Source organism: Sphaerospermopsis torques-reginae ITEP-024 (assembly GCF_019598945.1).
Lineage (GTDB): Bacteria > Cyanobacteriota > Cyanobacteriia > Cyanobacteriales > Nostocaceae > Sphaerospermopsis.
In genome coordinates, this window is sequence record NZ_CP080598.1 from 2946975 (window position 1) to 2969619 (window position 22645).

The following is a 22645-nucleotide window of genomic DNA, read 5'->3' on the forward strand; positions in this document are numbered from 1 at the left end:
CTGACTATAAAATTAATAGGTAAGATAAATCCAAATCAATCAATAAAACCAATCATATCAATAAATTTATCTGGATTTATTGAAGTTGATAATTTATATGAATCACATTTAAATTATTGATTGGAAAATCAGGAAAAAAGCATTAAAATTTAAATAGCCTTGATGAAATTTTAGTTGAGAATTTTCAGTTAAAAATTTCTGTTTTAAGAAAAACTAACTTAGCAAATAACATGAGCAGTAAAACATTGAATATTTAATTTATAATTTATATTTATCCTTTGATGAATCTGATTAATCCAAAATCCAAAATCCAAAATCTAAACTCTAAAATATCATGACTACTCACATAGAAATTCCGCTGATAGGCAAAAAAATAAAATACCCATTGCGCTGGTTAACGGGAATAATGGCATCTGGTATTTTAATAATTGGTGCAACCACAGCGATCAAAATAGCGAACCCAGAAAACCGAAAACAAGACATTAGTAAACTCACAGTTCCAGTGACAGAAAAAAGCGTCACCGTGAGGATTACAGCGAGTGGGAAAGTGCAACCAGTACAAAGCGTGAATATTAGCCCGAAAAGTCCGGGATTATTGGCAGAATTAAACGTTGAACAGGGGGAAAAAGTCGAAAAAGGACAGATTATAGCCCGCATGGATAATTCTGAAATCAAAATGCGGATACTTCAGTATCAAGCTAACTTAGAACAGGCCAAGGCACAATTAGCAGAAAGCGAAGCAGGGAGTCGTCCTGAAGAAATTGCCCAAGCAAAAGCGAGGTTAGCACAGGCACAAGCTCAGTTAGCTGTAATTCGTGCTGGTAATCGTAATCAGGAAATTGATCAAGCTAGGGCTGCGGTAGATGCAGCTAAAGCGCAAGTGGAATTAACTCAATCCAGAGTTAAGCGTTACCAAGCTTTAGCTAAAGAAGGTGCTGTTTCTCAGGATACTTTAGACCAGTACATTACTGAAGATAGAAAAGCAAAAGCCAGTTTAGAAGAAGCACAAAGGCGATTATCTTTGCAAAAAGCTGGAAACCGTGATGAAGATATCAAAAGACAAGAAGCAGTAGTTACCCAAGAAAGGGAAGCATTGCGAAAGTTAGAAAATGGTAGTCGTCCTGAAGAAATTACTCGTTTGAGAGCAGTTGTAGCTGCTGCCAATGCTCAATTAAGACAGCAACAAGTACAATTAGAAGATACAATTATCCGCGCTCCTTTTACCGGAATTGTGACTCAAAGATATGCCACATTAGGAGGTTATGTTAGTCCTGCGATTTCCGCTTCTAGTAATGCTTCTGCTACTTCCACTTCAATTATTGCTTTAGCTAGAGGTTTAGAAATTTTGGCGAATGTTCCTGAAACTGATATTGGGAGAATTAAACAAGGACAAGAAGTAGAAATTGCTGCTGATGCTTATCCAGATCAAGTGTTTAAAGGGCGTGTGCGTTTAATTGCTCCTGAAGCAGTTGTAGAACAAGGTGTAACATCGTTTCAGGTGCGGATAAATATTGATAGTGGTGTGGATAAATTGCGTTCTGGTTTAAATGTGGATGTGACATTTTTGGGCGATCGCATTAATGACGCTTTAACTATTCCCACCGTTGCTATTCTCACGGAAAATGGAAAAACCGGGGTATTAGTACCAGATGAAAATAATAAACCCCAGTTTCGAGAAATTACGATTGGTACACAAATTAAAAACGAAACTCAGGTTTTAGAAGGAGTAAAAACGGGAGATTTGATATTTGTTAATCCTCCTAAAGATTACAAGATTAAAAAATAAAGGTGACAGGTGATAGGTGACAGTTAAGAGTTTTTACCAATTACCAATTACCAATTACCAATTACCAATTACCAATTACCAATTACCAATTACCAATTACCAATACAAAATCTAAAATCCAAAATCAAACGTCTTATGAATTTTTTAGAAAGTGTCCAAATGGCAGGTAAAACCCTGTTATCAAATAAATTAAGAACTGTTTTAACAATGCTGGGAATTATTATTGGTAATAGCTCAGTAATTGCAATGATTGGTATTGGTGAAGGTGGACAAAAATTTGTTGACAATCAATTAAACTCCTTGGGTCCCAATGTTTTATTTGTGATTCCTGGTAATGAAGAAGTTCAGCGAGTTTCTAGAGATGTTGTGAGAACTTTAGTTTTAGAAGATGCGAATGCAATTGATACTCAAGTTCCCACAATAGCAGAAACTACAGCAGAATTAAATAGTAGACAGGTTGTTACTTATAAAAACAGAAATACCAATGTGAATATTATTGGTACAACTCCTAGTTTTTTAAAAGTTCGTGATTTTGAAGTAGCGACGGGTAGATTTTTCACCGACATAGATATGAAGCGCAGTAACCAAGTTGTGGTTTTAGGTGCGACATTAAAAGAAAAACTTTTTGGTGATAAAAATCCTATTAGTCAACAAATTAGAATCAAAAATACCAGCTTTCAAGTAATTGGTGTTTTAACAGAAAAAGGTTCAAATTTGGGTGTAAATTATGATGATTCTGCATTAGTTCCAATTATTACAGCCGCAAATCGTTTAGTGGGTAAAACCTCACCTTATGGTTTAGAAGTAACTTATATTGTTGCTTCTGCTAAAGATGCTGATAGTGTAGATGCAGCAGAATTTCAAATCACTAATTTACTGCGACAAAGACATAAATTAGTGGGGGAAAATGACTTTACTATTCGTACCCAAAAAGATGCTTTAGAAACAGTTGGTCAAATTTCCGGTGCTTTGACTATCATGTTAACAGGAGTTGCGGCTATTTCTTTGTTTGTTGGTGGTATTGGAATTATGAATATTATGTTAGTTTCTGTGACTGAACGTACCCAAGAAATTGGTTTAAGAAAAGCCATAGGTGCTACCCAACAAGATATTTTACTTCAGTTTATGATTGAGGCGGTTATTGTTTCTGTAATTGGTGGTTTGGTGGGGACTGCTGTGGGTGTTGGTGGTATAATGTTAGTGGCTGCTATCAGTCCTTTAGAAGCAAGTATTTCTTTTGTTTCTATTAGTATGGCGGTGGGTATTTCTGGAGGAATTGGTTTATTTTTTGGTGTTGTGCCAGCGCGTCGTGCGGCACAACTTGATCCTATTGTGGCGTTGAGGAGTGCGTAGATAATTTAAAATGTCTGAATTAGGATTTCCGGGATTTAAGGATTTACAGGATGTGATATTAAATGGCTATGATTTAGGAGCAAATTTCCATCCTAATATCGTTCTTTTATATGTTGGGGAATGTGTCTAGAGGCTTCACCTATGATCATATAATCATAAAGCACTGCTTTTACTACCAGCTTATTTTCAGAAAAATTCTCAAATGTCAATCCTTGAGTATATTCTCTAATATTATAAGAGGGTGTTTGAAAAGTTTTGGATCGTGATTTTAGGCACCCCCCTGATCCCCCCTAACCCCCCTTAAAAAGGGGGGAACTAGAGTCAAAGTCCCCCTTTTCAAGGGGGATTTAGGGGGATCTATAAATATTTGATACACCATCAGTGACTTTTAAAACATCCTCTAAGCTGCTGTGAGAATATCCTGAATACGAAGTTGCCAATTTCTAGAAGACATAAATAACATCCTTTAAAATTGGTTGGCGTAAATGTTCGCGTAAAGCATCTTTCGTTCCCAGATCAATTTCACATTTTAGTAAGTCCTGAATATAGAGTTTAGCTTCAATAAACTGAAATAAACTCATAGATTCAGATAGTTCTGCTAATAAATCTACATCACTATTAGCATGAGCTTAATTTCTAGCAACAGAACCAAATAACTCCAAAGATATTACTCCTAAATTTTGTAATTACTGTTGATGTTTTCTGAGAATTTGTAAAACTTCTTCACGGTTCATACTTGACTATTTATCCTTATTTTTCTGCAAGAAGTTTCGTGGTTAGACTTTAATGATTTTCCAGGATTTAATTAATCCTAACCTACTTAATTGTCATTTGATTGTATTTACATTATAATATGATAATTACAGAAAACCACTTTTGTAAACTAACCATTAAAAAATTAACAGAAAATTAAATGTCTATGTCTAATACTCTCACTATTCATGATTCTCTGTCTCCCAACTCTGAACCCAAACCAGAAATTATCCGTCTAGAAAATATATTTAAAGTCTACGGAATGGGGGAAACGGAAGTACAAGCATTAAATGATATCAACTTATCTATTCATGAAGGTGAATATTGTGCCATTATGGGTCCTTCTGGTTCGGGAAAATCAACCGCGATGAATATTATCGGTTGTTTAGATCGTCCCAGTTCGGGAAATTATTATTTACATAATATCAATGTTGCCCAAATGAATGATCAGGACTTAGCACATATTAGAAATAAAAAGCTGGGTTTTGTATTTCAACAATTTCATTTATTACCCCAACTCACAGCTTTAGAAAATGTGATGTTACCAATGGTTTATGCTGGGGTAAAACCTAGTGAAAGAAAAGAACGCGCTGCGGAAGCATTAATAAAAGTTGGTTTGGAAAAACGTTTAAATAATAAACCTACTCAGTTATCAGGAGGACAACAACAAAGAGTAGCGATCGCCCGTGCAATTGTCAACCGTCCTGTGGTACTTTTAGCAGATGAACCTACCGGTGCTTTAGACTCTCGCACTACTCAAGAAGTTTTAGATATTTTTGGTGAATTAAATAGTACGGGAATTACAGTTGTGATGGTGACTCATGAAACGGAAGTTGCTAGTCAAACTAAACGCATTGTTTGGTTTCGTGATGGAAAAGTTGTACACTCTCACTTAACACCAAAAGAGTTACATCAACTCGTAGCTGCTTAATTTACACCAGGAGTTAGGTGACAGGTGACAGTAAAAAGGCAAAAGGCAAAAGGTTATTCTTACCAATTACCAATTACCAATTACCAATTACCTGTTTTAACATTGTTTCACCACTTCTAATAATTCACTGGGATGATCAATTAAAAAATCAGGATTTTCCTTAGCTAATGCTTCAGGAGAATTAAAACCCCAAGTAACAGCAACAACTTTAATATGGGCTTTTTTAGCAGCTTCTATATCTCTGGTTTCATCTCCCACATAAATCACTGTTTGTGGTTTGATTTGCCTTTGTCTGAATACATTATTAATTATAGTTGTTTTCCCAAAAATTGTTACTCCTGAATGGATAAATTCAAATAGATCATCTAAATGATGAAATTTGAGAAATTCACTCACGTTTTCTTGAGAATTAGAAGTGATAATTCCCAATCTATATCCCTGATTTTTGAGTTCTATGAGTGCTTCTGGCATTCCTGGTATAGATTCTAAATCTTTGATTTTGGTTTTTAATTCACCTTTCACTTTTTTTACTAAAAAAGGTATTCTTAACAAAGAAACACCTGAATATTTAATAATTTCTCTAGCGGTTAAATTCCTTAATACAGTCAGTTCATTAGCAGAGATTTGTATATAACCAAACTCTACAGCTAAACGATTTGCAATATTTACAAGAGCATCTACTGTATCTGCAATTGTTCCATCAAAATCAAAGATTATTACTTTCTGAGTCATTCTTTAGCCTAGATGAGTCAAGATTAGCACCGGCATTTCTTCGTAACATTTCGGGTTTAATGCGTCGCAAGGCTGATGCTGTAAATCGTCTATCCCACTCCTCATCTGTGATTTGCGCTAATTCTACCAGCTTGGGTGCTAAATTTTCAGGATATGGGTAAAAATCTGTAACATCAGTTATTTGAGCAAAACGCTGATTCCAAGGACATACATCTTGACAAATATCACAACCCGCAACCCATCCATGCAAGTTAGTTTTGATATTTTCTGGTAATGTTTCTGCTCGATTTTCAATAGTGTGATAAGCAATGCACTGATTAGCATCTACTACAAAAGGCTGCGTAATTGCCCCAGTAGGACAAGCTTGGATACATCTTGTGCAAGTACCGCAATGTTGGGTAGCTGGGCGATCGCTCTCTAACTCGATATTAGTTAATACTTCTCCTAAAAATACCCAAGATCCATACTCTCTAGTAATTACATTACCATTTTTGGCAATCCAACCAATACCAGCTTTTTGCGCCCACACTTTATCTTGTACTGGTCCTGTGTCTGCATAATATCTGGCTTTTATACCTCCACCCTGTGATTCTAACCAGGTAGCCAGTTGTTTTAGTTTCTTGTGCAGTACCTTATGATAATCCCTTCCCCAGCCATAACGGGAAATTTTCGCGTATTCTTGCCCTTTTTGATGTTGATGCGGTGTGTAATAATTTAACGCCACACAAATCAGCGATCGCACTTCTGGCATTACCAAACTAATATTCTGACGTTTTGGGTTTCCCATCCATTCCATATCAGCGTGATAACCCATCTCCATCCATGCTTGCAACCTTTGAACCTCTGTAGCGTCTACCCCTTCTACAGCAGCAATACCCACTTTGTGAAAGCCTATCTCTTGGGCTTTCTCTTTGATGACGCTGCTAGTTAAGGCACACTCGTTCATGTTTACACTCCTTCCTGGTGTAGTTGCCAAGTTTTTGTGTTAATGAACCGCAAAGTACGCAAAGTACATAAAGAAAGTACACAAAGGAATAGTAGGAGTAATCAGAAAAACAACTTTGAGATTATACACAATATCGTAAATATTTTCATTTGATCTCCTTAACTCTATGATTTGTAAATTTTATTTGCATTTTGTTAAGAAATAATGCAAAATAGTTGACAAGAGGTCAAGCAACCCAGAGTGATGCCCACCTCCCACTGATTAACAACAAATTTAGTTAATAAACTGTGGTGAATATAATGACTTTCACTTCTGATTCAGCTTCAACCCGCTTTTCTGGTGCTTTTAACTACAGCAACCAAACAATTGATGCTGTCTCTTCAACCATTGCTGTATTTAAAGCCCTCAGCGTTGATGACCAACTAGCAGTGTTGTGGTACGCATACACAGAAATGGGTAAATCCATTACCCCAGCCGCTACAGGTGCAGCTAGATTACAATTGGCAGAAGGTTTGTTAAATCAAATTAAACAAATGCCTCATGCAGAGCAGTTGGAAGCGATGCGTGATTTAGCTGCTCAAAGAAATACTCAAGTTTCTCGTTCTTACGGTATTCTCAGTCCTAACACCAAGTTAGCTTTCTGGTACGAATTAGCAGAATTAATGGCAAAAGGTTTTGTAGTACCAGTACCACCAGGTTATCAGATTTCTCGTGATGGCGCACAAGTTTTACAAACTCTCAAAGAATTAGATTTTGGTCAGCAAATTACAGTTTTCCGCAAAGTAGTTACAGATATGGGTGTTGATCCTTTAGCTGACTAATTGCTGATATTCTCCCAACCTCAATGTCTTTTTCAATTTTTATTCCCAGGTAATTACTTGGGAATAATTTATTTATATTAGTAGTTTACCTATTCCCTATTCCCTCTTTTACTGTCACCTGTCACCTGTCAACTGTCACCTAATTCATATGAATATTACTATTGAAGGAATTACAGAACCAACTATATTGCGTTATTTTACCACTTTAAACGCAGGTGATTTTACAAATACTGCGGCATTATTTACTCAAGATGGTTTGATGTATCCACCTTTGGAGTCTGCGGTGATGGGAAGAGAGGCGATCGCTTCCTATCTTTTTCAAGAAGCGCAAGACATTAAAGCCGAACCCCAACAAGGAATTATCGAAAATTTAGCAGATCAAAAAATCCAAATTCAAGTTACAGGTAAAGCACACACTTCTTGGTGTAGTGTTAATGTTTTATGGTTATTTATTCTCAACCCACAACAGGAAATAATCACAGCCCAAATCAAACTTTTAGCTTCACCCCAAGATTTACTTTCCCTGCGTCCACCAAATAAAGAATATATTGATAATTGACAATTGACAATTGACAATTGATAATTGACAATTGATAAATTTTCTCGCTCCCGTATTCTGTATTATGGGAACGAGAAAACTGTTTTTGTCTCCTCTAAAGACTACACAACCAAACTGAAATCACTACTGCTAAGAGTGATATCAACATTACCTATACGGGCAAACTCAAACACTGTTCCTGCACCTAAAACATTACCATCCTGGTTATAGAACAGACTACCAGAACCTTGACTATAAACAATTCGGGCATTACTAGCGTTGACAAACTCATCATCAGTAACCACAGCAAAGTCAGTTAAACTCTGTCCTACAGCATTAGTAATGGCATTGAAGGTAGTTTTACTGAGTACAATCTTGTCTAGTCCGGCTTCAAACTCGCTAATGTAATCAACGCCTAAGCTCGTACTAAAGACACTACCACTTTGAAAGAGATATTGATCATTACCTAGTCCACCTGTGAGGATATCATCACCCAGTCCTCCCCAGAGGTTATCATTTCCACCTCCTCCATTGAGAATATCATTACCTGCTCCTCCCTGAAGGGTATCATTTCCCGCTAACCCTTGCAGTTGATCACTGCCATCACCACCACTGAGGATATTATTCAGTGTATTACCTGTTAACCGATCATTTCCTGATCCACCAGTGGCATTTTCAATGACATTGTTAGCAGAAAGAATGAGTTTGAGATTACTATTGACAGTTTGTGATGTGATCACACCCAAATTAACATTTACACCAGCAGTCGTGCCAGTAAAGTCAATAGTATCAGTTCCCCCAGTTGTTATTTCTGTAATTGTGTCAGTTCCTAAAGCAGAATTGGCTACAAAACCATAAGTATCATTACCATTTCCACCTGTCAGAACGTTATTAACACTATTACCTCTGAGGACGTTATTACCTGCATTACCCGTACCATTGATAGTAGCTGTTCCCGTGAGAGTCAGATTTTCCACACCTGCGGGCAAAGTTGTGGTAGCAGAAGCAGTTAGGGTATCAGTAATAGTTGTGGTAGCAGTGGTTTTAGTTCCTAAACTGGCATTAGTGGGAGAACTCAGGGTGACTATAAAGGTTTCATTGGCTTCATTGATAGCATCATTGATAATGGGGATAATGATATTTTGACTGGTAACACCAGGGTTAAAGGTCAAAGTTCCGGTTATAGTGGTATAATCTGACCCTGCTATAGCTGTACCGTTACTAGTTGTGTACTGTACAGTGATCGTTTGGGTACTGGCAGCAGACAGGGTAACGGTATACTGGACGTTCTGAGGACTGGTTGTACCTTCAACTATTGTCTGGTCTGCATTTAGGTTAATGGTGACAGACGGTGCAACATCATCATTGGTGATAGTGCCTGTTACTGCTGTATTTGTACCAACAGTGTAACCTGTACCCGCAACTAATGTTAAGGCTACTGTTTCATTATTTTCAAATGTAGTATCTGCTGTGGGGTCTATTGTTAAGGTTGCTGTAGTTGCACCCGCAGCAAATGTAATTGTTTTTCCTGTTCCGGGTGTTGCACCTGTATAGTCTGTACTAGCTGCTGTTCCAGCGATGTTGTAGTTGACGGTTAAGGCGTTGCTAATAACTCCAGTTCTGGTAAAGGTATAGACGAGGTTGTTTGTACCGTCTTCAGTGACACTGCTGGGACTAACTGCCAAAGTCACTGTAGTATCATCGTTGGTAATAGTTCCCGTGACTGCTGTGGTTGTACCAATGGTGTAACCTGTACCAGCAGCTAATGTTAAGGCTACTGTTTCATTACTTTCAACTGTGGTATCTGCTGTGGGATCTATTGTTAGTGTTGCGGTACTTGAACCTGCTGCAAAGGTAATGGTTTTGCCTGTTCCGGGTGTTGCACCTGTATAGTCGGTACTAGCTGCTGTACCAGTGATGCCATAGTTAACGGTTAAGGCGTTGCTGATAACTCCAGTTCTGGTAAAGGTATAGACGAGGTTGGTTGTACCGTCTTCCGTAACGCTACTGGGTGCAACTGCTAAGGTAACGCTAGTATCGTCATTGTTAATAGTTCCCGTGACGGCTGTGGTTGTACCAACGGTGTAACCTGTTCCTGTAGCTAATGTTAAAGCTACGGTTTCGTTATTTTCAACGGTGGTATCTGCGGTGGGATCTATTGTTAGTGTTGCTGTACTTGAACCTGCTGCAAAGGTGATAGTTTTTCCTGTTCCTGGTGTTGCACCTGTATAGTCTGTACTAGCCGCTGTACCAGCGATGCTGTAGTTAACGGTTAAGGCATTGGTGGTAATTCCCGTTCTGGTGAAGGTGTAAACTAGGTTGGCTGTTCCATCTTCGGTGACGCTACTGGGAGATACGGCTAGAGTGATGTTAGGTTGGTTTTGATTATAGACAAAGTAATTAGCTGTTAGACTCAAGCCTGTTCGATTTTTGATTATACCAATGAGTTCATCGGTTTCTGTTCCAGGTTTGTCAATGAATATTTGAGTGTCTGCACCGGAAACGCTTAAAAGATAATTAATACCTCCTTGAAGTTGAATAACATCGCCTTCAGTGGTGTTAAAGTCTGCAATTTCAGCATAGTCACTGTCACCATTGGTGGTACTATTATTACCGTCATCGTAACCAATCCAAGTTGCATCACCAAGGATAAAGCGATCGCTACCTAAACCACCTTCTAAATAGTCATATTCACCAGCCCCGCCATTTGTTCCTTGTAGTAGATCATTACCATTACCAGCAAAAAGTTTGTCATTACCAGCTTCACCATTTAAGGTGTCATTGCCATCACCACCATAGAGACCGAAATCATTCCAGTAATTGCCATCATCCCCAGCACCTCCAGACAAAAGATCATCTCCATCTCCTCCTTCTAGACGATCTTGTCCACCTCCAGCATTCAGGGTATCATTACCGTCTTGTCCATAGAGCGAATCATTACCACTTCCGAGAGCAATAAAATCATTGCCAATACCGCCTTGAATGTAACTGTTCACACTGGTGGCAATAAAGTTCAGATTGTCAGCACCACTACCACTGAGCAGATTAACTCCTTCAATCGCTTTGAACGTATCCCCTACCCCAGATGTAACTACCTGAGTATCGGTATAGGTGATAGTAATAGGAGTGATTTGAATGGAGTAATCCAAATTCAGGGTATCATTTCCCGAACCACCGTCAATGGTATCGCTACCTGCACCACCATCAAGGTAATCATCTTCAGAACCACCATTTAAGATGTCATTACCATTACCAGCAAAAAGTTTGTCATTACCAGCTTCACCATTTAAGGTGTCATTGCCATCACCACCATAGAGACCGAAATCATTCCAGTAATTGCCATCATCCCCAGCACCTCCAGACAAAAGATCATCTCCATCTCCTCCTTCTAGACGATCTTGTCCACCTCCAGCATTCAGGGTATCATTACCGTCTTGTCCATAGAGCGAATCATTACCACTTCCGAGAGCAATAAAATCATTGCCAATACCGCCTTGAATGTAACTGTTCACACTGGTGGCAATAACGTTCAGATTGTCAGCACCACTACCACTGAGCAGATTAACTCCTTCAATCGCTTTGAACGTATCCCCTACCCCAGATGTAACTACCTGAGTATCGGTATAGGTGATAGTAATAGGAGTGATTTGAATGGAGTAATCCAAATTCAGGGTATCATTTCCCGAACCACCGTCAATGGTATCGCTACCTGCACCACCATCAAGGTAATCATCTTCAGAACCACCATTTAAGATGTCATTACCATTACCAGCAAAAAGTTTGTCATTACCAGCTTCACCATTTAAGGTGTCATTGCCATCACCACCATAGAGACCGAAATCATTCCAGTAATTGCCATCATCCCCAGCACCTCCAGACAAAAGATCATCTCCATCTCCTCCTTCTAGACGATCTTGTCCACCTCCAGCATTCAGGGTATCATTACCGTCTTGTCCATAGAGGAGATCATTACCACTGCCAACAGCAATAAAATCATTACCACCACCACCTTGAATGTTACTATTTAAACTGGTGGCAATAAAGTTCAGATTGTCAGCACCACTACCACTGAGCAGATTAACTCCTTCAATCGCTTTGAACGTATCCCCTACCCCAGATGTAACTACCTGAGTATCGGTATAGGTGATAGTAATAGGAGTGATTTGAGTGGAGTAATCCAAATTCAGGGTATCATTTCCCGAACCACCGTCAATGGTATCGCTACCTGCACCACCATCAAGGTAATCATCTTCAGAACCACCATTTAAGATGTCATTACCATTACCAGCAAAAAGTTTGTCATTACCAGCTTCACCATTTAAGGTGTCATTGCCATCACCACCATAGAGACCGAAATCATTCCAGTAATTGCCATCATCCCCAGCACCTCCAGACAAAAGATCATCTCCATCTCCTCCTTCTAGACGATCTTGTCCATCTCCACCATTGAGGGTATCATTCCCTGCTAACCCATAAATGTTATCATTCCCAGTAGTTCCCGGAAGATTGTCATTACCTGACGTACCAGTAAAATTCTGCTGTTCTACCTGAATAACTTGCCCATTTAGCGTAATTGTGGCGTGGTCATTCTCTCTTTGCAAAGCCTCCAAGGTTACAGCATCCAGACTATTACCAAGTACCAACTCAGCAAAAATCGCCCCTTCATCTCCATCACTATCCAATGTATTAATTTGAGCATCTACAAAATGCCCAATCTCCTCTAATAAAACTCTACTAATATCTGCTGATGTGGCATTAGCAACAAAGGTATTTGATAGATAAATCTTATTCGTGCTACTTGCATAAGCACCGTTAGCAGTTCCCAGAACGCTGCTATCAAGAATCTCAATTTGCGGAAGTTGACTAAAATCACCCGCTTGCCACTGTAAACGCAGAATTTCAGCTACAGTACGGTTGTATTGTGTGCCAAAAGCCGTGTCTAAAACCTGCCAGAAAATATTTAAACTAGAAAAGACGCTCAGTTGGTTGTATGTCAGCGTTAGGGCATCGTTGAGTAAAGTAATCATGAAATAGAGCTTGTATAAGTTTTACACATTTTAACAAAGTGTAATTTTTCTAAGCTAGTAGTATATTTTCTGAAAATAGTTATATTTTTTATACTTATCTCAGAGTATGGGCTGAAAATAGCTGTTAACCTTTCCCACTCCTCACTAATTAATACATAGTATCATTGAAAATTTTGGGTTTGAAACCCCTTAATCATGGTATACTTTCAATAAAATACGTCGTTTCAGACTTTTATCCACGATTATTTTGATTGTAAATAGAACAGCATTGTAGGGGTTTAGCAATGCTAAACCTCTACGAAAGATAGGATCTGAAGTTGTAAATAAAACCCAATACATTAACTCTTACTAAAAATTGGTTGAGCCAAAGAACGCAACAACAATTTTCTACCTAAGTCAATATCCGATGGCGCACATTGCCAGTCTGGATGTGCTGTCATTAACAAACTTTCTAAAGTTTCTTGGTCAAAAAGATGACAAACAGGAGCATGATTGACTTCTGCTTCTATAGCATAGCAGTTATTACTGATGCAGCGAATTAAACAACGGCTAGAAATTCTAGCCAGATTCAAGATTTCGCCTGGTTGTAAAGAACGAAACTTGCGAATCACCTGTTTAAACTCTTCTATCGAAGAAACTATTAACCCTGGTAGAGCTAATGTTACCTTTTTTTCTCCATTCACCGCAATCCAGTAATGACGACTAGGATCAATACCTTCTAACCAACGAGATTCATCATCAAGACGATAGCGGGGTGATAGGCAAAATAAAGGTTTCATAAGCAAGGTGATGAATTTAATATCAACTTCAGGCTCTTTGATTACCCAAACCGGGTTCCTAATTTTGCAAAGCAGCCTTGTATCTTAAATTATTTGATAAATATCACTAATAAATCAAATAAATTTAGCAAAAGTTATTAATTTTATTCATATTTCTTAATAAATTACCAAAGTTGTCAGCTAAAAGCTGATCATTCGATTTTGGATTTACCTTAGCGAAGTGTACGCAGCGCAGCGAGTATTGTCTCGTCCTGAAGGAAAGGAGAGCGTACCAAATTTGTTAAGTAGGTAGGCGTTAAAAATTGTCGTTATGACAAGGCAGGAGGCAGGAGGTAGGAGGGAAGAGGTTTGGAGGAATTTTACATTTTTTTACATACCTCTGTTTTTTCCTGCCGACTTACTTAATCTAAAATCTAAAATCTAAAATCTAAAATCTAAAATCTAAAATCTAAAATTCCCGGTCAGTTAACCTGTTTGGGTATCGTAGTTTCCAGCTTGAGACAATTAGCACCATTAACGTGCAAACGATACTCTACCTTATCCATCAGACGATTCATAATTAACCACCCATAACCACCTTCTTGTTTTTGACTAGGATGGGGAGGAAAGTAGGTAGATATATCAAAACCTTGACCATAGTCCCAAATTTCGAGCGCCAACTTGCAATCATTGAGTTCCAAACGCAGTAAAATTGGCAAGCTAGGCTGGTCTTTGTGAGCATGACGTACAGCATTAGTGTATGCTTCAACCAATGCTAAACGCAGACGACCTGATTGTTCTGACCAATCTACAGAGTCTCCCAGATGGATTTTCAAGCATCCTAGCAACCAAGTTTCGACAATATTGACAAAAATCAAGTCACTTGGCACATGAAGCTCACTTTTCATGAATTACAGAACCTCCAGAGAGAGTATAGTTTGGTCATCGTCTTGAACATGATTATCTGTTTGAATACGAGTGAGTAAATTTTCAAGAGATAAAGGTTGAGGTTGCTCTTGTATAATTTGCCAAAGACCTTCTTGCTTGAGCATAAAAAAGTTATTAGGCATAGTGCTACTATCATTTTTTTCAGAATATTTTGAATTTATTGATACTTTTGCTTCCGTAATTCCATCACTAGCTAATAGTAGGGTATCTCCAGGAGAGAGAATTAAGCGCCCTGACTGTGCTTGCCATTGGGGTAAAATGCCCAAAGGAACACTGCGGATTGTCAGGTAATGGGGTTGAGTAGCTAAAGTTACTGGTTTTGACCACCAGAAAGGATAGATATGACCAGCATTAGCATAGACAAGTTCCTGGGTAGTTCTGTTATAATTGGCAATAACAAGAGTAATAAAATAATTGTTACTGATTAAGTCATCAGCTAGAGCATAGTTGAGATTTTGCATAACAATATTCGGCTCCGCTGGTGATTCCTGAGATAATTCCCGACGCAACAGAGAAATAGCACTGGCCATAAATAAAGCCGCTGGTACACCTTTACCGGAAACATCACCAACAGCGAGCCACAAGTCACCTTGAGGATGGACAAAAACTTCAAAAAAATCTCCTCCTACTTCCCGTGCTGGGTAGCAGCAAGCTTGTATTTTTACACCATCAATTTTTGGTAAGGTTTGACGGAGCAGATTATTTTGAATTTGCCGAGCTAATTGCAATTCAACCCGGATTTGTTGTTGTTTTTCTTGCAGACTTTGGTAGAGTTTAGCTTGGGAGAGAGCTAAAGCAGCTTGTTCTGCTACACCTGTAATTAGTTGAATATCTTCATCCTGCCAAAGTTGTTCACTTCCCCCTTGATAGAGAGTCATTACAGCTAGTAATTGATGCTGATAGCTAAAGGGTACAACTAGGTAGTAATAAGGATTTTGATCATAAGTATCTTGAGCTAATTGATATTTTTGGGTGTGGAGAACTTCTGTAATTAAAGAGATAGAGTCTAGAGGTGGAGTGATTTCTAAGGAGTGAGGAGCATGATAGGAAAACTGGTTTTGTGTCAGGCGATCGCCCTCTACTAATCTCAATACACAACTGGTAGCAGCAAATGTTTGTCCAATAGTAACCACAATCTTTTGTAAGCTGCTGTCATAGTCCAAAGATTCTCGAATTGCTGTGGTTACAGCATTAAATAAAGATTCTCTTTTCAGAGCATGGCGGAGTTCTGTTGTCCGCTTTTTGACCAAATTATAAGTATCTCGTCCTTGCTCAACTAATGCCTTGAGTTGTTCAGGTTTCCAAGGTTTAGTGATGTACTTGAATACCTGACCAGAGTTAATTGCATCCACCAAATCTTCAACATCCGTAAAACCAGTCACTAAAATGCGAATTGTATCAGGAAAACGTTCCACTGTGCGACTGAAAAACTCTGTGCCATTCATATCTGGCATTCTTTGGTCAGAGATAATCACAGCCATTTCCCCCACCTGATCTAAAATTGCCAAAGCATCATGGGCATTAATGGCTTTATATACTTTAAAGTCTCGCCAAAAAGTGCGGTAGAGCAAGTCCAGATTGTCTGGCTCATCATCTACCACCATGAGCTTGAGCTTTTCTACCTCTTTCTCAGTCATATTTGACCATATTTTTAGATACTTTTATGGCAGGGAACTCTTAACAATGAACAGGAAAAAACTATTGATGTTCAGTAATTAGCCGTACATGAGATCACTTATTAGCATTTACTAGCCCACGATTCCAGAACGCAAAGCCCGTACTGCCGCTTGAGTGCGGTCATCAGCAGATAGCTTGTTAAGAATATTGCGAACATGAGTTTTTACAGTCCCAATTGTGATAAATAGCTTGTCGGCGATGACAGCATTACTACAACCTTCGACTATTAATTGTAATACTTCTAACTCCCTTTCTGTCAGATTGTAAGGTTCTATTGGCTGCTGATTTTCCGCTGATGCTGAAGAGTCTACAACATTTTTAGTATTAGAGGATGCAGATGCTGGTTGAGTTGGATTTTGCTGTGCTTGTTGCAACACTATTTTGGCGATCGCCGGATCAATCCATGCATAGCCGTTGTCAGTTACTCGCACTGCTTCCAGCAAATTATCAAAGTTGATATCCTTCATACAGTAGGAGTCAGCCCCGGCGGCAAAAGCTGCCAACACAGATTCCTTATTATCCTGTAAAGTCAAAATTAACACTTTGGTCTTTAACTCTTCAGTTTCAGCAATGCTTTTCACCTGCTATATAAAACCTAGACAAAACTAGACTTTACTTTCTACTTCAACGGGAGCATGGGAGCAGTTATCCCTCGGTAGACTTTCACGCTTTAGCCAAACGCGATAAATTAATTGCAGCATTCAGATCCCTATCCATCTCAAAACTACAGTTCTCGCAGTGATAAATTCTTTCAGATAAAGAAAGACTATCTTTTCTATGTCCACAGTGAGAACAGGTTTTACTTGATGGATAAAATCTATCAGCAATTATAATTTCACAACCAAACTTTTTAGCTTTATATTCTAGCTGACGCTTAAACTCATGAAACCCACAATCAGCTATTGCTTGGGCTAATTTATGGTTTGATAACATCCCTGAAACATTCAAATCTTCTACTACTATCTGAGCGTGGTTTTTGCATAAGTAAGTAGTGATTTGGTGAAGAGTATCTTTTCTCAGGTTTGCTATTCTTGCATGATGTCTAGCTAGTTTAATTTTGGCTTTATGCTTATTGCTTGAACCTTTAGCCTTTCTAGAGTAGATATTAGATAATCTTTGTAGTTTAGCTAGATTCTGTTTATAGTGTTTAGGATTAGGAAATATAACACCAGTGCTTAGTGTAGCTAGTTCCTTTACTCCCAAATCAACACCAACAGCATCATGTTTTTTAATAGTTGGTTGACAGTCTTGTTCATAAGAAAAGGCTATATACCAACTATCAGCAGTCCTGGAAATAATAATACTTTTACAGGTGGTGTGAGGTAATCCTTCATAAGTTTTTACCCATCCAATTGTTGGTAGTTTTATTGATGTACCACCTACAGGAATTGGTTTACCACCATTATCAATTGTAAAACTATCATTTTTCCCTTTCTTTTTGAAGTTGGGATATTTAGACTGTCCTTTAAAAAATCTCTGGAAAGATTCACCTAAACGATCAAAGGCGTATTGAGTGATTTTCTGACAAATACCTTTTTCTTTAATCCATGCCAATTCAGGTTTTACATGGTTATTAAAGAATTTTTTGAGGATATATTTGTTTGGCTTTAATCCATCTTTATACAAATCCTGCCAAGTAGCTAAACCCCAATTATAGGTAAACCTTGCTATACCAGCGTGTTTAGCCATTAATATTTCCTGGGTTTTGTTTAACTTGAGTTTTGTTTTGATAGATAAAAGCATTGCTCGACCTCAACACTCTCTTGTTAGCTTAATACCATCCTTGTCTGGTAAACCGATATCGACAATAGCAATATCTGGTTGTAATTTTTTTAGCATTTCTAGTCCTTCAGCAGCATTGGCAACTTCCCCGACAAATTCAAATTCTTTTTTTTGTAGGAGTGCTGTCCGAATGCCCACACGAGTGAGATCATGATCTTCAATGAGCGCGATGCGAATTTTACTCATAGTTAACTTATGCTTGTTAATACTCAGTTTTACATCCTCACGCCTAAAAAGCATGAAATGATCAGAAAATGCTTTGCTTGCAGAAATGGGCAAAAGGTCAGGAAGGCTATAATTTTAACTATAATGAATACCTTGATACAGATATATAGAGATGTTGTTTCTTGAGCAAGCAGATTTTTCTTCAGTCAAACAAGAATGGAGCTAAAAGTAAGCTGATATGTACAATCCATGTGGGAAAAAATTTGATAAACTAAGCTTCTAAATAATTTGGTGTAAATCTCATAAGAATATACTATGTATAAAGTATCCACAAAATTTTCAGTATTGGGCTTACCAGTTCATGTGATGACAAATTATCCCGGCTGGTTGCTCGAATGCCTCCAAGAAGGTAGGGGAACTCAAGTAGTCACACTCAATTCAGAAATGACTATGCAAGCAGAGCGTAATCGCTCCCTAGCAGAAGTAATTCAAAATGCTGATCTGGTGATTCCAGATGGATCAGGGGTGGTTTTGTATTTGCAGTATTTATTAAGGCAAAAAGTAAAACGTTGTCCAGGAATTGAATTAGCAGAAAAACTGTTACAGGAAATCGGCCAACAAAAAACAGATACCAAAATATTTTTCTATGGAGGAGCTACGGGAGTAGCCGCAACCGCCGCAGAGTTTTGGCAGCAGCAAATACCAGATTTGAATATAGTAGGGACCCACTCTGGATATCATTCCCCAGAAGAGGAAGAAATATTACAGCAAACTTTAACCCAGTTGCAACCACAAGTTATTTTTGTTGGTTTAGGTGTACCACGTCAAGAGTTATGGATAGCTAAAAACCGCCATTTTTGTCCCCACGCCATTTGGATCGGGGTTGGTGGTAGTTTTGATATATGGTCTGGGAGAAAATCTCGCGCTCCCCGTTGGTTGACAAATAACAATTTAGAATGGTTGTATCGTTTGTATCAAGAGCCTTGGCGTTGGCGACGAATGCTGGCTTTGCCTGAGTTTGTCTTCAAAGCCCTGTTTTATCGCTTAACTCACAGCAGTATACACAGTGCTGGGTACTGATGGGGTAATTGGTGATTGGTGATGAGGATGTTTACAAATGTCAACAGTTTACATAACAGAAGAAACAGACAGTCAACAGCAGGTTAGTCAAGCTGGGACAATGCTAGAGTTACGCTCTGTCACCAAGACGTATACCAACGGTTATCATGCCCTGCTCAATGTGAGTATCAATATCAAAAAGGGAGAATTTCTCTTTGTTACAGGTCCTAGTGGTTCGGGAAAATCAACCTTTTTAAAGTTGTTGTATGGTCAAGAGGTAATTGTTGATGATTTGAATGTAGCAAATTTGCGGGGCGATCGCTTATCATTGTTACGCCGTCGCATCGGAATTATTTTTCAAGACTATACTAGAAGTAATAAGATTGGAAAATAAGAAATTTTTTCTGGTTTTCTGATCTTGGCAAGGAGAGGTTTAAACCTTGAATGAAACAATTGTCAATTGTCAATTATCAATTGATAGCTAATGCACTTCTTGCTTAACAGTTGTAGAGATTTTTTGAGATATAGGTACAAGAGGTTTGGCGCTGCTGGATAGTAGCATTGGTAATCCATCTAAGGTTTGCAAACTATTCAACGCTGCTTGGCGAACTACCGCTTCTTCTTCCCTACTCAGTAAAAGTTGCAAACATTCAATAACATCTTGCTTTACTGAAGCATCAACTTGTTTACGAGTGATGAATTTAGTTAGTTGGCGCACAGCAAGCAAGCGTTTTAAAGGATCTGTTTCTGTTAAGTTATTTAACACTTGTTCCAGATGCTCTTCCTCTCGATTTCCGTGAAAGCTGAAGATTTGCCACACCAACAAAATTAAAGTTAGTAATGTCCCAAACCCTTGCAAAATAGCACCAACAGCCAACCAGAGACTTGAAGAATCAACCCAAATGGCAGCGGCCATATAAGTCATAAAAGTAGCAATACCACCACTAGCAACTGCTAAAGCTAACCGACTGTTAGCACTGTTTAAAAACCTGCGTATTTCTAACCAGTGTATTTGCCAGTTCCATTTAGGTATTGCATAAGCGATGAGCATTACTCCAATGCCAACTGCAAGTGCTAACAGCAACTTCCAGTTCCAAAACAGCATAGCAACGATGATTGTCAAAAACCCAAGAATCCTTCCAGGTTCAGAGAAACGTTTGAATTTTCGTTGCTTTGGGTTTCCTGTCTTGATCTCTGGAAGCTGGTTGATTAATTGCCGCCAAAAAGACAAAGCCTGTGTCACAGTTCTTACCTACTTGATATCAGATTTTTTGATTTGCGGACAGAATGCCCACTTCTCAAGAATTATATTTGATTCATGGACTTTCCGCTTTTGATGTCATCACTAAAGTCAGCATCTAGTAGAATTATTAAAAACAAGCTTCAACCAAGGATGTCGGCTTCTTTTTGTCCACAGGGGTAAATAACGCGATTGCCTCACAAAACTAACACATAATACTTATGTTACAACCACTAGGATTTGAGCAATTCTCTATAAATACCTCATTAGGTAGGATGGCATACTATATTGCTAGTGGCTCACCTTGGCAGGACAATAGCGAAAAATCTGATCGGGAAACTTTGTTGTTTCTGCATGGTTTTGGTGGTGGTTCTTCTGCTTATGAATGGTCGAAAGTATATCCAGCTTTTGCGGCTGAATATCGGGTTATTGCACCAGATTTAATCGGTTGGGGTCGCTCTGAGCATCCGCAACGCAGTTACAAAATTGAGGATTATTTGACAACCATTCAAGAGTTTATTGAGCAGACTTGTACAAAGCCAGTGATGGTAATAGCCTCTTCTCTTACCGCAGCTTTTATCATTAGATTGGCGATCGCCTGTCCCGATTTATTTAAGTCTTTAATTCTTGTCAGTCCTGCTGGACTTTCTGACTTTGGCCAAGACTACTCTCGCAGCTTTTTTGCCCAGTTGATCAGTGTACCTGTAGTTGACCGCTTGTTATATAGTACAGGTATTGCCACTGATGCAGGTATTCGCAGCTTTTTGGAGCAACGACAATTTGCCCAGTCAAATCGAGTTTATCAAGAAATTGTCAACGCTTATTTACAATCTGCCCAACAACCAAATGCTGAATATGCAGCTTTATCTTTTGTCCGGGGAGACTTATGTTTTGATTTGTCTCTTTACATTCAACAGTTAGCAACTCCTACTGCTATTATTTGGGGACAAAAATCACAATTTACTGGACCTGATATTGGTCGTCGTTTTGCAGAAATGAATCCCCAAAGTGTTAGATTTTTTCAACCTTTAGAAAATGTCGGATTAACTCCCCAATTAGAATTACCTGCGGTGACAATTGGATTAATTCGCAAGTTTTTAACTTTACTAAATGGGTGATTGGTGACTGGTGACTGGGGAAAAAATTTTAGATTTTAGATTTTAGATTTTAGATTGGAGTTCATGAAATACAATCCAAAATCCAAAATCCAAAATCCAAAATTGAATTACCCATTACCAAAATATTATTTATCTTGTAAACGAATATCAATGACAGAAGCGTTGAAATTATAGTTAAACCCTTCTAATTCAAAAGGCATACCTATTTTAACTTTACTATTACCTAAAACTGGACCACTATCAGTAACTTGAGCTTTGCCTTCTAATGTCAAAAGAAAATCTGTACTAAAATTGTTTGCCCTGGGATCTGCTAATTCTTTAACTGTACCATCTGGTTGGGGAACAGTGACAGTTCTTGCTAGTTGTTGAATAGATTTAATCCCAATTTGTCCGTAGGGTTGATTACGAATAATTACGTTTGTTTTACCGCCCTTAGTAAATCCTTGTTTAAATAACTGCTCAGGATCGCGGACGTTTAAACCACGTACTACTAAGTCTACTTCTATAGGTACTGTCTTTGTGCCAACTTGAGCGACAGAACCGGATGTTCCCGGAAATATAAAGATGCCGATGATCACTAATAAGATTACTAATGCAGCACCCAAATCTAGTAAGTTGATTTTGCCGAATAAGCGACCTTTGGAATCTAAAATACGCATAACAAGTTTTTTGAGGTTGGGGTGAATTAAAACAGAGTTTTCAAGGGAAGTAACAATTGTGCCTACTAGATAATCAATTAATACGGTTGGATAGTGCAGTTATGCGACAGTCTATCATGGCTGGTATAGTTAGGATCAGGCTGGCTGATATAACAGTTGACAATTTCTGATTTTTAATCATAGCGTAGACTTTAGGGGTTTTTTGTCTTGCCATTGTAGTGTGAAATAATTTCTTTCTGAATTAGGACTTACGCAAGATTGGAATAAAAACCTGATTTTTGCCTAGGGGTAATTCATGAATTACCCCTAATTTAGTTCTGTTTTGCGTGACTCCTGTGAATTTTGATGGTTG

At 38.4% G+C, this 22645-nt stretch carries 18 protein-coding genes and 3 pseudogenes; 8 read left to right on the forward strand and 13 right to left on the reverse strand.

Annotated features, from left to right (window positions below; all coding sequences use genetic code 11):
- The first annotated feature begins 334 nt into the window (after positions 1-334).
- Positions 335-1786: an efflux RND transporter periplasmic adaptor subunit gene (locus K2F26_RS13725; protein ID WP_220608277.1), complete on the forward strand. Its 1452-nt coding sequence runs from the start codon at positions 335-337 to the stop codon at positions 1784-1786.
- Between the two features lie 135 nt (positions 1787-1921).
- Positions 1922-3139, forward strand: a complete 1218-nt coding sequence (locus K2F26_RS13730) for an ABC transporter permease (RefSeq protein WP_220608278.1) — start codon at positions 1922-1924, stop codon at positions 3137-3139.
- A gap of 92 nt (positions 3140-3231) precedes the next feature.
- On the opposite strand, the gene K2F26_RS25340 is transcribed toward K2F26_RS13730, so the two are convergent.
- Together K2F26_RS25340 and K2F26_RS24790 are read right to left on the reverse strand one after the other, a co-directional pair.
- Positions 3232-3369 carry a HepT-like ribonuclease domain-containing protein gene (locus K2F26_RS25340; RefSeq protein ID WP_367890340.1) on the reverse strand — a complete coding sequence of 46 codons (138 nt, stop codon included), beginning with the start codon at positions 3367-3369 and terminating at the stop codon, positions 3232-3234.
- Positions 3370-3582: 213 nt separating this feature from the next.
- The gene (locus tag K2F26_RS24790) at positions 3583-3720 is read right to left on the reverse strand and encodes a hypothetical protein (RefSeq protein WP_246605359.1); all 138 of its coding nucleotides are present in this window, start codon (positions 3718-3720) and stop codon (positions 3583-3585) included.
- Between the two features lie 338 nt (positions 3721-4058).
- Here K2F26_RS24790 and K2F26_RS13745 point away from each other — a divergent pair, with 338 nt between their 5' ends.
- The gene (locus K2F26_RS13745; protein ID WP_220608280.1) at positions 4059-4823 is read left to right on the forward strand and encodes an ABC transporter ATP-binding protein; all 765 of its coding nucleotides are present in this window, start codon (positions 4059-4061) and stop codon (positions 4821-4823) included.
- A 96-nt stretch (positions 4824-4919) separates the two neighbouring features.
- Here the strand turns inward: K2F26_RS13745 and K2F26_RS13750 are convergent, their stop codons facing one another.
- The gene (locus tag K2F26_RS13750) at positions 4920-5555 is read right to left on the reverse strand and encodes an HAD-IA family hydrolase (protein ID WP_220608281.1); all 636 of its coding nucleotides are present in this window, start codon (positions 5553-5555) and stop codon (positions 4920-4922) included.
- Positions 5530-6501 (reverse strand): tRNA epoxyqueuosine(34) reductase QueG, encoded by a 972-nt coding sequence (gene queG, locus K2F26_RS13755; RefSeq protein WP_220608282.1) that lies wholly within the window; start codon positions 6499-6501, stop codon positions 5530-5532. The genes K2F26_RS13750 and queG overlap by 26 nt, the downstream gene beginning before the upstream one ends.
- Positions 6502-6800: 299 nt before the next feature.
- Between queG and K2F26_RS13760 the strand changes: the two genes are divergently transcribed.
- Positions 6801-7322, forward strand: coding sequence for an orange carotenoid protein N-terminal domain-containing protein (locus K2F26_RS13760; protein WP_220608283.1), 522 nt, complete (start codon positions 6801-6803; stop codon positions 7320-7322).
- A 148-nt stretch (positions 7323-7470) separates the two neighbouring features.
- Positions 7471-7881, forward strand: a complete 411-nt coding sequence (locus K2F26_RS13765) for a ketosteroid isomerase family protein (RefSeq protein ID WP_220608284.1) — start codon at positions 7471-7473, stop codon at positions 7879-7881.
- A 101-nt stretch (positions 7882-7982) separates the two neighbouring features.
- Here the strand turns inward: K2F26_RS13765 and K2F26_RS13770 are convergent, their stop codons facing one another.
- The 7 genes and pseudogenes from K2F26_RS13770 to K2F26_RS13800 form a co-directional block, all read right to left on the reverse strand.
- Complete coding sequence (locus K2F26_RS13770) at positions 7983-12887, reverse strand: beta strand repeat-containing protein (protein WP_220608285.1); 4905 nt, start codon at positions 12885-12887, stop codon at positions 7983-7985.
- Positions 12888-13225: 338 nt separating this feature from the next.
- On the reverse strand, positions 13226-13666 hold the full coding sequence (locus K2F26_RS13775; protein WP_220608286.1) for a hypothetical protein: 441 nt from the start codon (positions 13664-13666) through the stop codon (positions 13226-13228).
- A gap of 461 nt (positions 13667-14127) precedes the next feature.
- Positions 14128-14553: an ATP-binding protein gene (locus tag K2F26_RS13780; RefSeq protein WP_220608287.1), complete on the reverse strand. Its 426-nt coding sequence runs from the start codon at positions 14551-14553 to the stop codon at positions 14128-14130.
- Between the two features lie 3 nt (positions 14554-14556).
- Positions 14557-16230, reverse strand: a complete 1674-nt coding sequence (locus tag K2F26_RS13785) for a SpoIIE family protein phosphatase (RefSeq protein ID WP_220608288.1) — start codon at positions 16228-16230, stop codon at positions 14557-14559.
- Between the two features lie 111 nt (positions 16231-16341).
- Positions 16342-16854 (reverse strand): annotated as a pseudogene (locus K2F26_RS25200) (LuxR C-terminal-related transcriptional regulator); the annotation flags it as partial.
- 79 nt (positions 16855-16933) lie between these two features.
- Positions 16934-18013 carry an RNA-guided endonuclease InsQ/TnpB family protein gene (locus K2F26_RS13795; protein ID WP_220608289.1) on the reverse strand — a complete coding sequence of 360 codons (1080 nt, stop codon included), beginning with the start codon at positions 18011-18013 and terminating at the stop codon, positions 16934-16936.
- Between the two features lie 15 nt (positions 18014-18028).
- Positions 18029-18238, reverse strand: a pseudogene (locus K2F26_RS13800) (response regulator transcription factor); the annotation flags it as partial.
- 294 nt (positions 18239-18532) lie between these two features.
- Between K2F26_RS13800 and K2F26_RS13805 the strand changes: the two are divergent.
- Complete coding sequence (locus K2F26_RS13805) at positions 18533-19297, forward strand: WecB/TagA/CpsF family glycosyltransferase (RefSeq protein WP_220608290.1); 765 nt, start codon at positions 18533-18535, stop codon at positions 19295-19297.
- Between the two features lie 37 nt (positions 19298-19334).
- Positions 19335-19643, forward strand: a pseudogene (locus K2F26_RS13810) (ATP-binding cassette domain-containing protein); the annotation flags it as partial.
- A gap of 114 nt (positions 19644-19757) precedes the next feature.
- Here K2F26_RS13810 and K2F26_RS13815 read toward each other — a convergent pair.
- Positions 19758-20519, reverse strand: coding sequence for an armadillo-type fold-containing protein (locus tag K2F26_RS13815; RefSeq protein ID WP_220608291.1), 762 nt, complete (start codon positions 20517-20519; stop codon positions 19758-19760).
- A gap of 218 nt (positions 20520-20737) precedes the next feature.
- Here K2F26_RS13815 and K2F26_RS13820 point away from each other — a divergent pair, with 218 nt between their 5' ends.
- On the forward strand, positions 20738-21634 hold the full coding sequence (locus K2F26_RS13820; protein WP_220608292.1) for an alpha/beta fold hydrolase: 897 nt from the start codon (positions 20738-20740) through the stop codon (positions 21632-21634).
- A 125-nt stretch (positions 21635-21759) separates the two neighbouring features.
- On the opposite strand, the gene K2F26_RS13825 is transcribed toward K2F26_RS13820, so the two are convergent.
- The gene (locus tag K2F26_RS13825) at positions 21760-22293 is read right to left on the reverse strand and encodes a DUF4330 domain-containing protein (protein ID WP_194058811.1); all 534 of its coding nucleotides are present in this window, start codon (positions 22291-22293) and stop codon (positions 21760-21762) included.
- Between the last annotated feature and the right edge of the window lie 352 nt (positions 22294-22645).

Excerpts from the sequence above, each read along its gene's own strand:
- K2F26_RS13760 (WP_220608283.1), top strand. The coding sequence starts at position 6,801 with ATGACTTTCACTTCTGATTCAGCTTCAACCCGCTTTTCTGGTGCTTTT.
- K2F26_RS13820 (WP_220608292.1), top strand. The coding sequence starts at position 20,738 with ATGTTACAACCACTAGGATTTGAGCAATTCTCTATAAATACCTCATTA.
- K2F26_RS13795 (WP_220608289.1), bottom strand. The coding sequence starts at position 18,013 with ATGCTTTTATCTATCAAAACAAAACTCAAGTTAAACAAAACCCAGGAA.
- K2F26_RS13750 (WP_220608281.1), bottom strand. The coding sequence starts at position 5,555 with ATGACTCAGAAAGTAATAATCTTTGATTTTGATGGAACAATTGCAGAT.
- K2F26_RS24790 (WP_246605359.1), bottom strand. The coding sequence starts at position 3,720 with ATGAGTTTATTTCAGTTTATTGAAGCTAAACTCTATATTCAGGACTTA.
- K2F26_RS13785 (WP_220608288.1), bottom strand. The coding sequence starts at position 16,230 with ATGACTGAGAAAGAGGTAGAAAAGCTCAAGCTCATGGTGGTAGATGAT.
- K2F26_RS13805 (WP_220608290.1), top strand. The coding sequence starts at position 18,533 with ATGTATAAAGTATCCACAAAATTTTCAGTATTGGGCTTACCAGTTCAT.
- K2F26_RS13780 (WP_220608287.1), bottom strand. The coding sequence starts at position 14,553 with ATGAAAAGTGAGCTTCATGTGCCAAGTGACTTGATTTTTGTCAATATT.
- K2F26_RS13730 (WP_220608278.1), top strand. The coding sequence starts at position 1,922 with ATGAATTTTTTAGAAAGTGTCCAAATGGCAGGTAAAACCCTGTTATCA.
- K2F26_RS13775 (WP_220608286.1), bottom strand. The coding sequence starts at position 13,666 with ATGAAACCTTTATTTTGCCTATCACCCCGCTATCGTCTTGATGATGAA.
- K2F26_RS13770 (WP_220608285.1), bottom strand. The coding sequence starts at position 12,887 with ATGATTACTTTACTCAACGATGCCCTAACGCTGACATACAACCAACTG.
- K2F26_RS13765 (WP_220608284.1), top strand. The coding sequence starts at position 7,471 with ATGAATATTACTATTGAAGGAATTACAGAACCAACTATATTGCGTTAT.
- K2F26_RS13745 (WP_220608280.1), top strand. The coding sequence starts at position 4,059 with ATGTCTAATACTCTCACTATTCATGATTCTCTGTCTCCCAACTCTGAA.
- K2F26_RS13725 (WP_220608277.1), top strand. The coding sequence starts at position 335 with ATGACTACTCACATAGAAATTCCGCTGATAGGCAAAAAAATAAAATAC.
- queG (WP_220608282.1), bottom strand. The coding sequence starts at position 6,501 with ATGAACGAGTGTGCCTTAACTAGCAGCGTCATCAAAGAGAAAGCCCAA.
- K2F26_RS13825 (WP_194058811.1), bottom strand. The coding sequence starts at position 22,293 with ATGCGTATTTTAGATTCCAAAGGTCGCTTATTCGGCAAAATCAACTTA.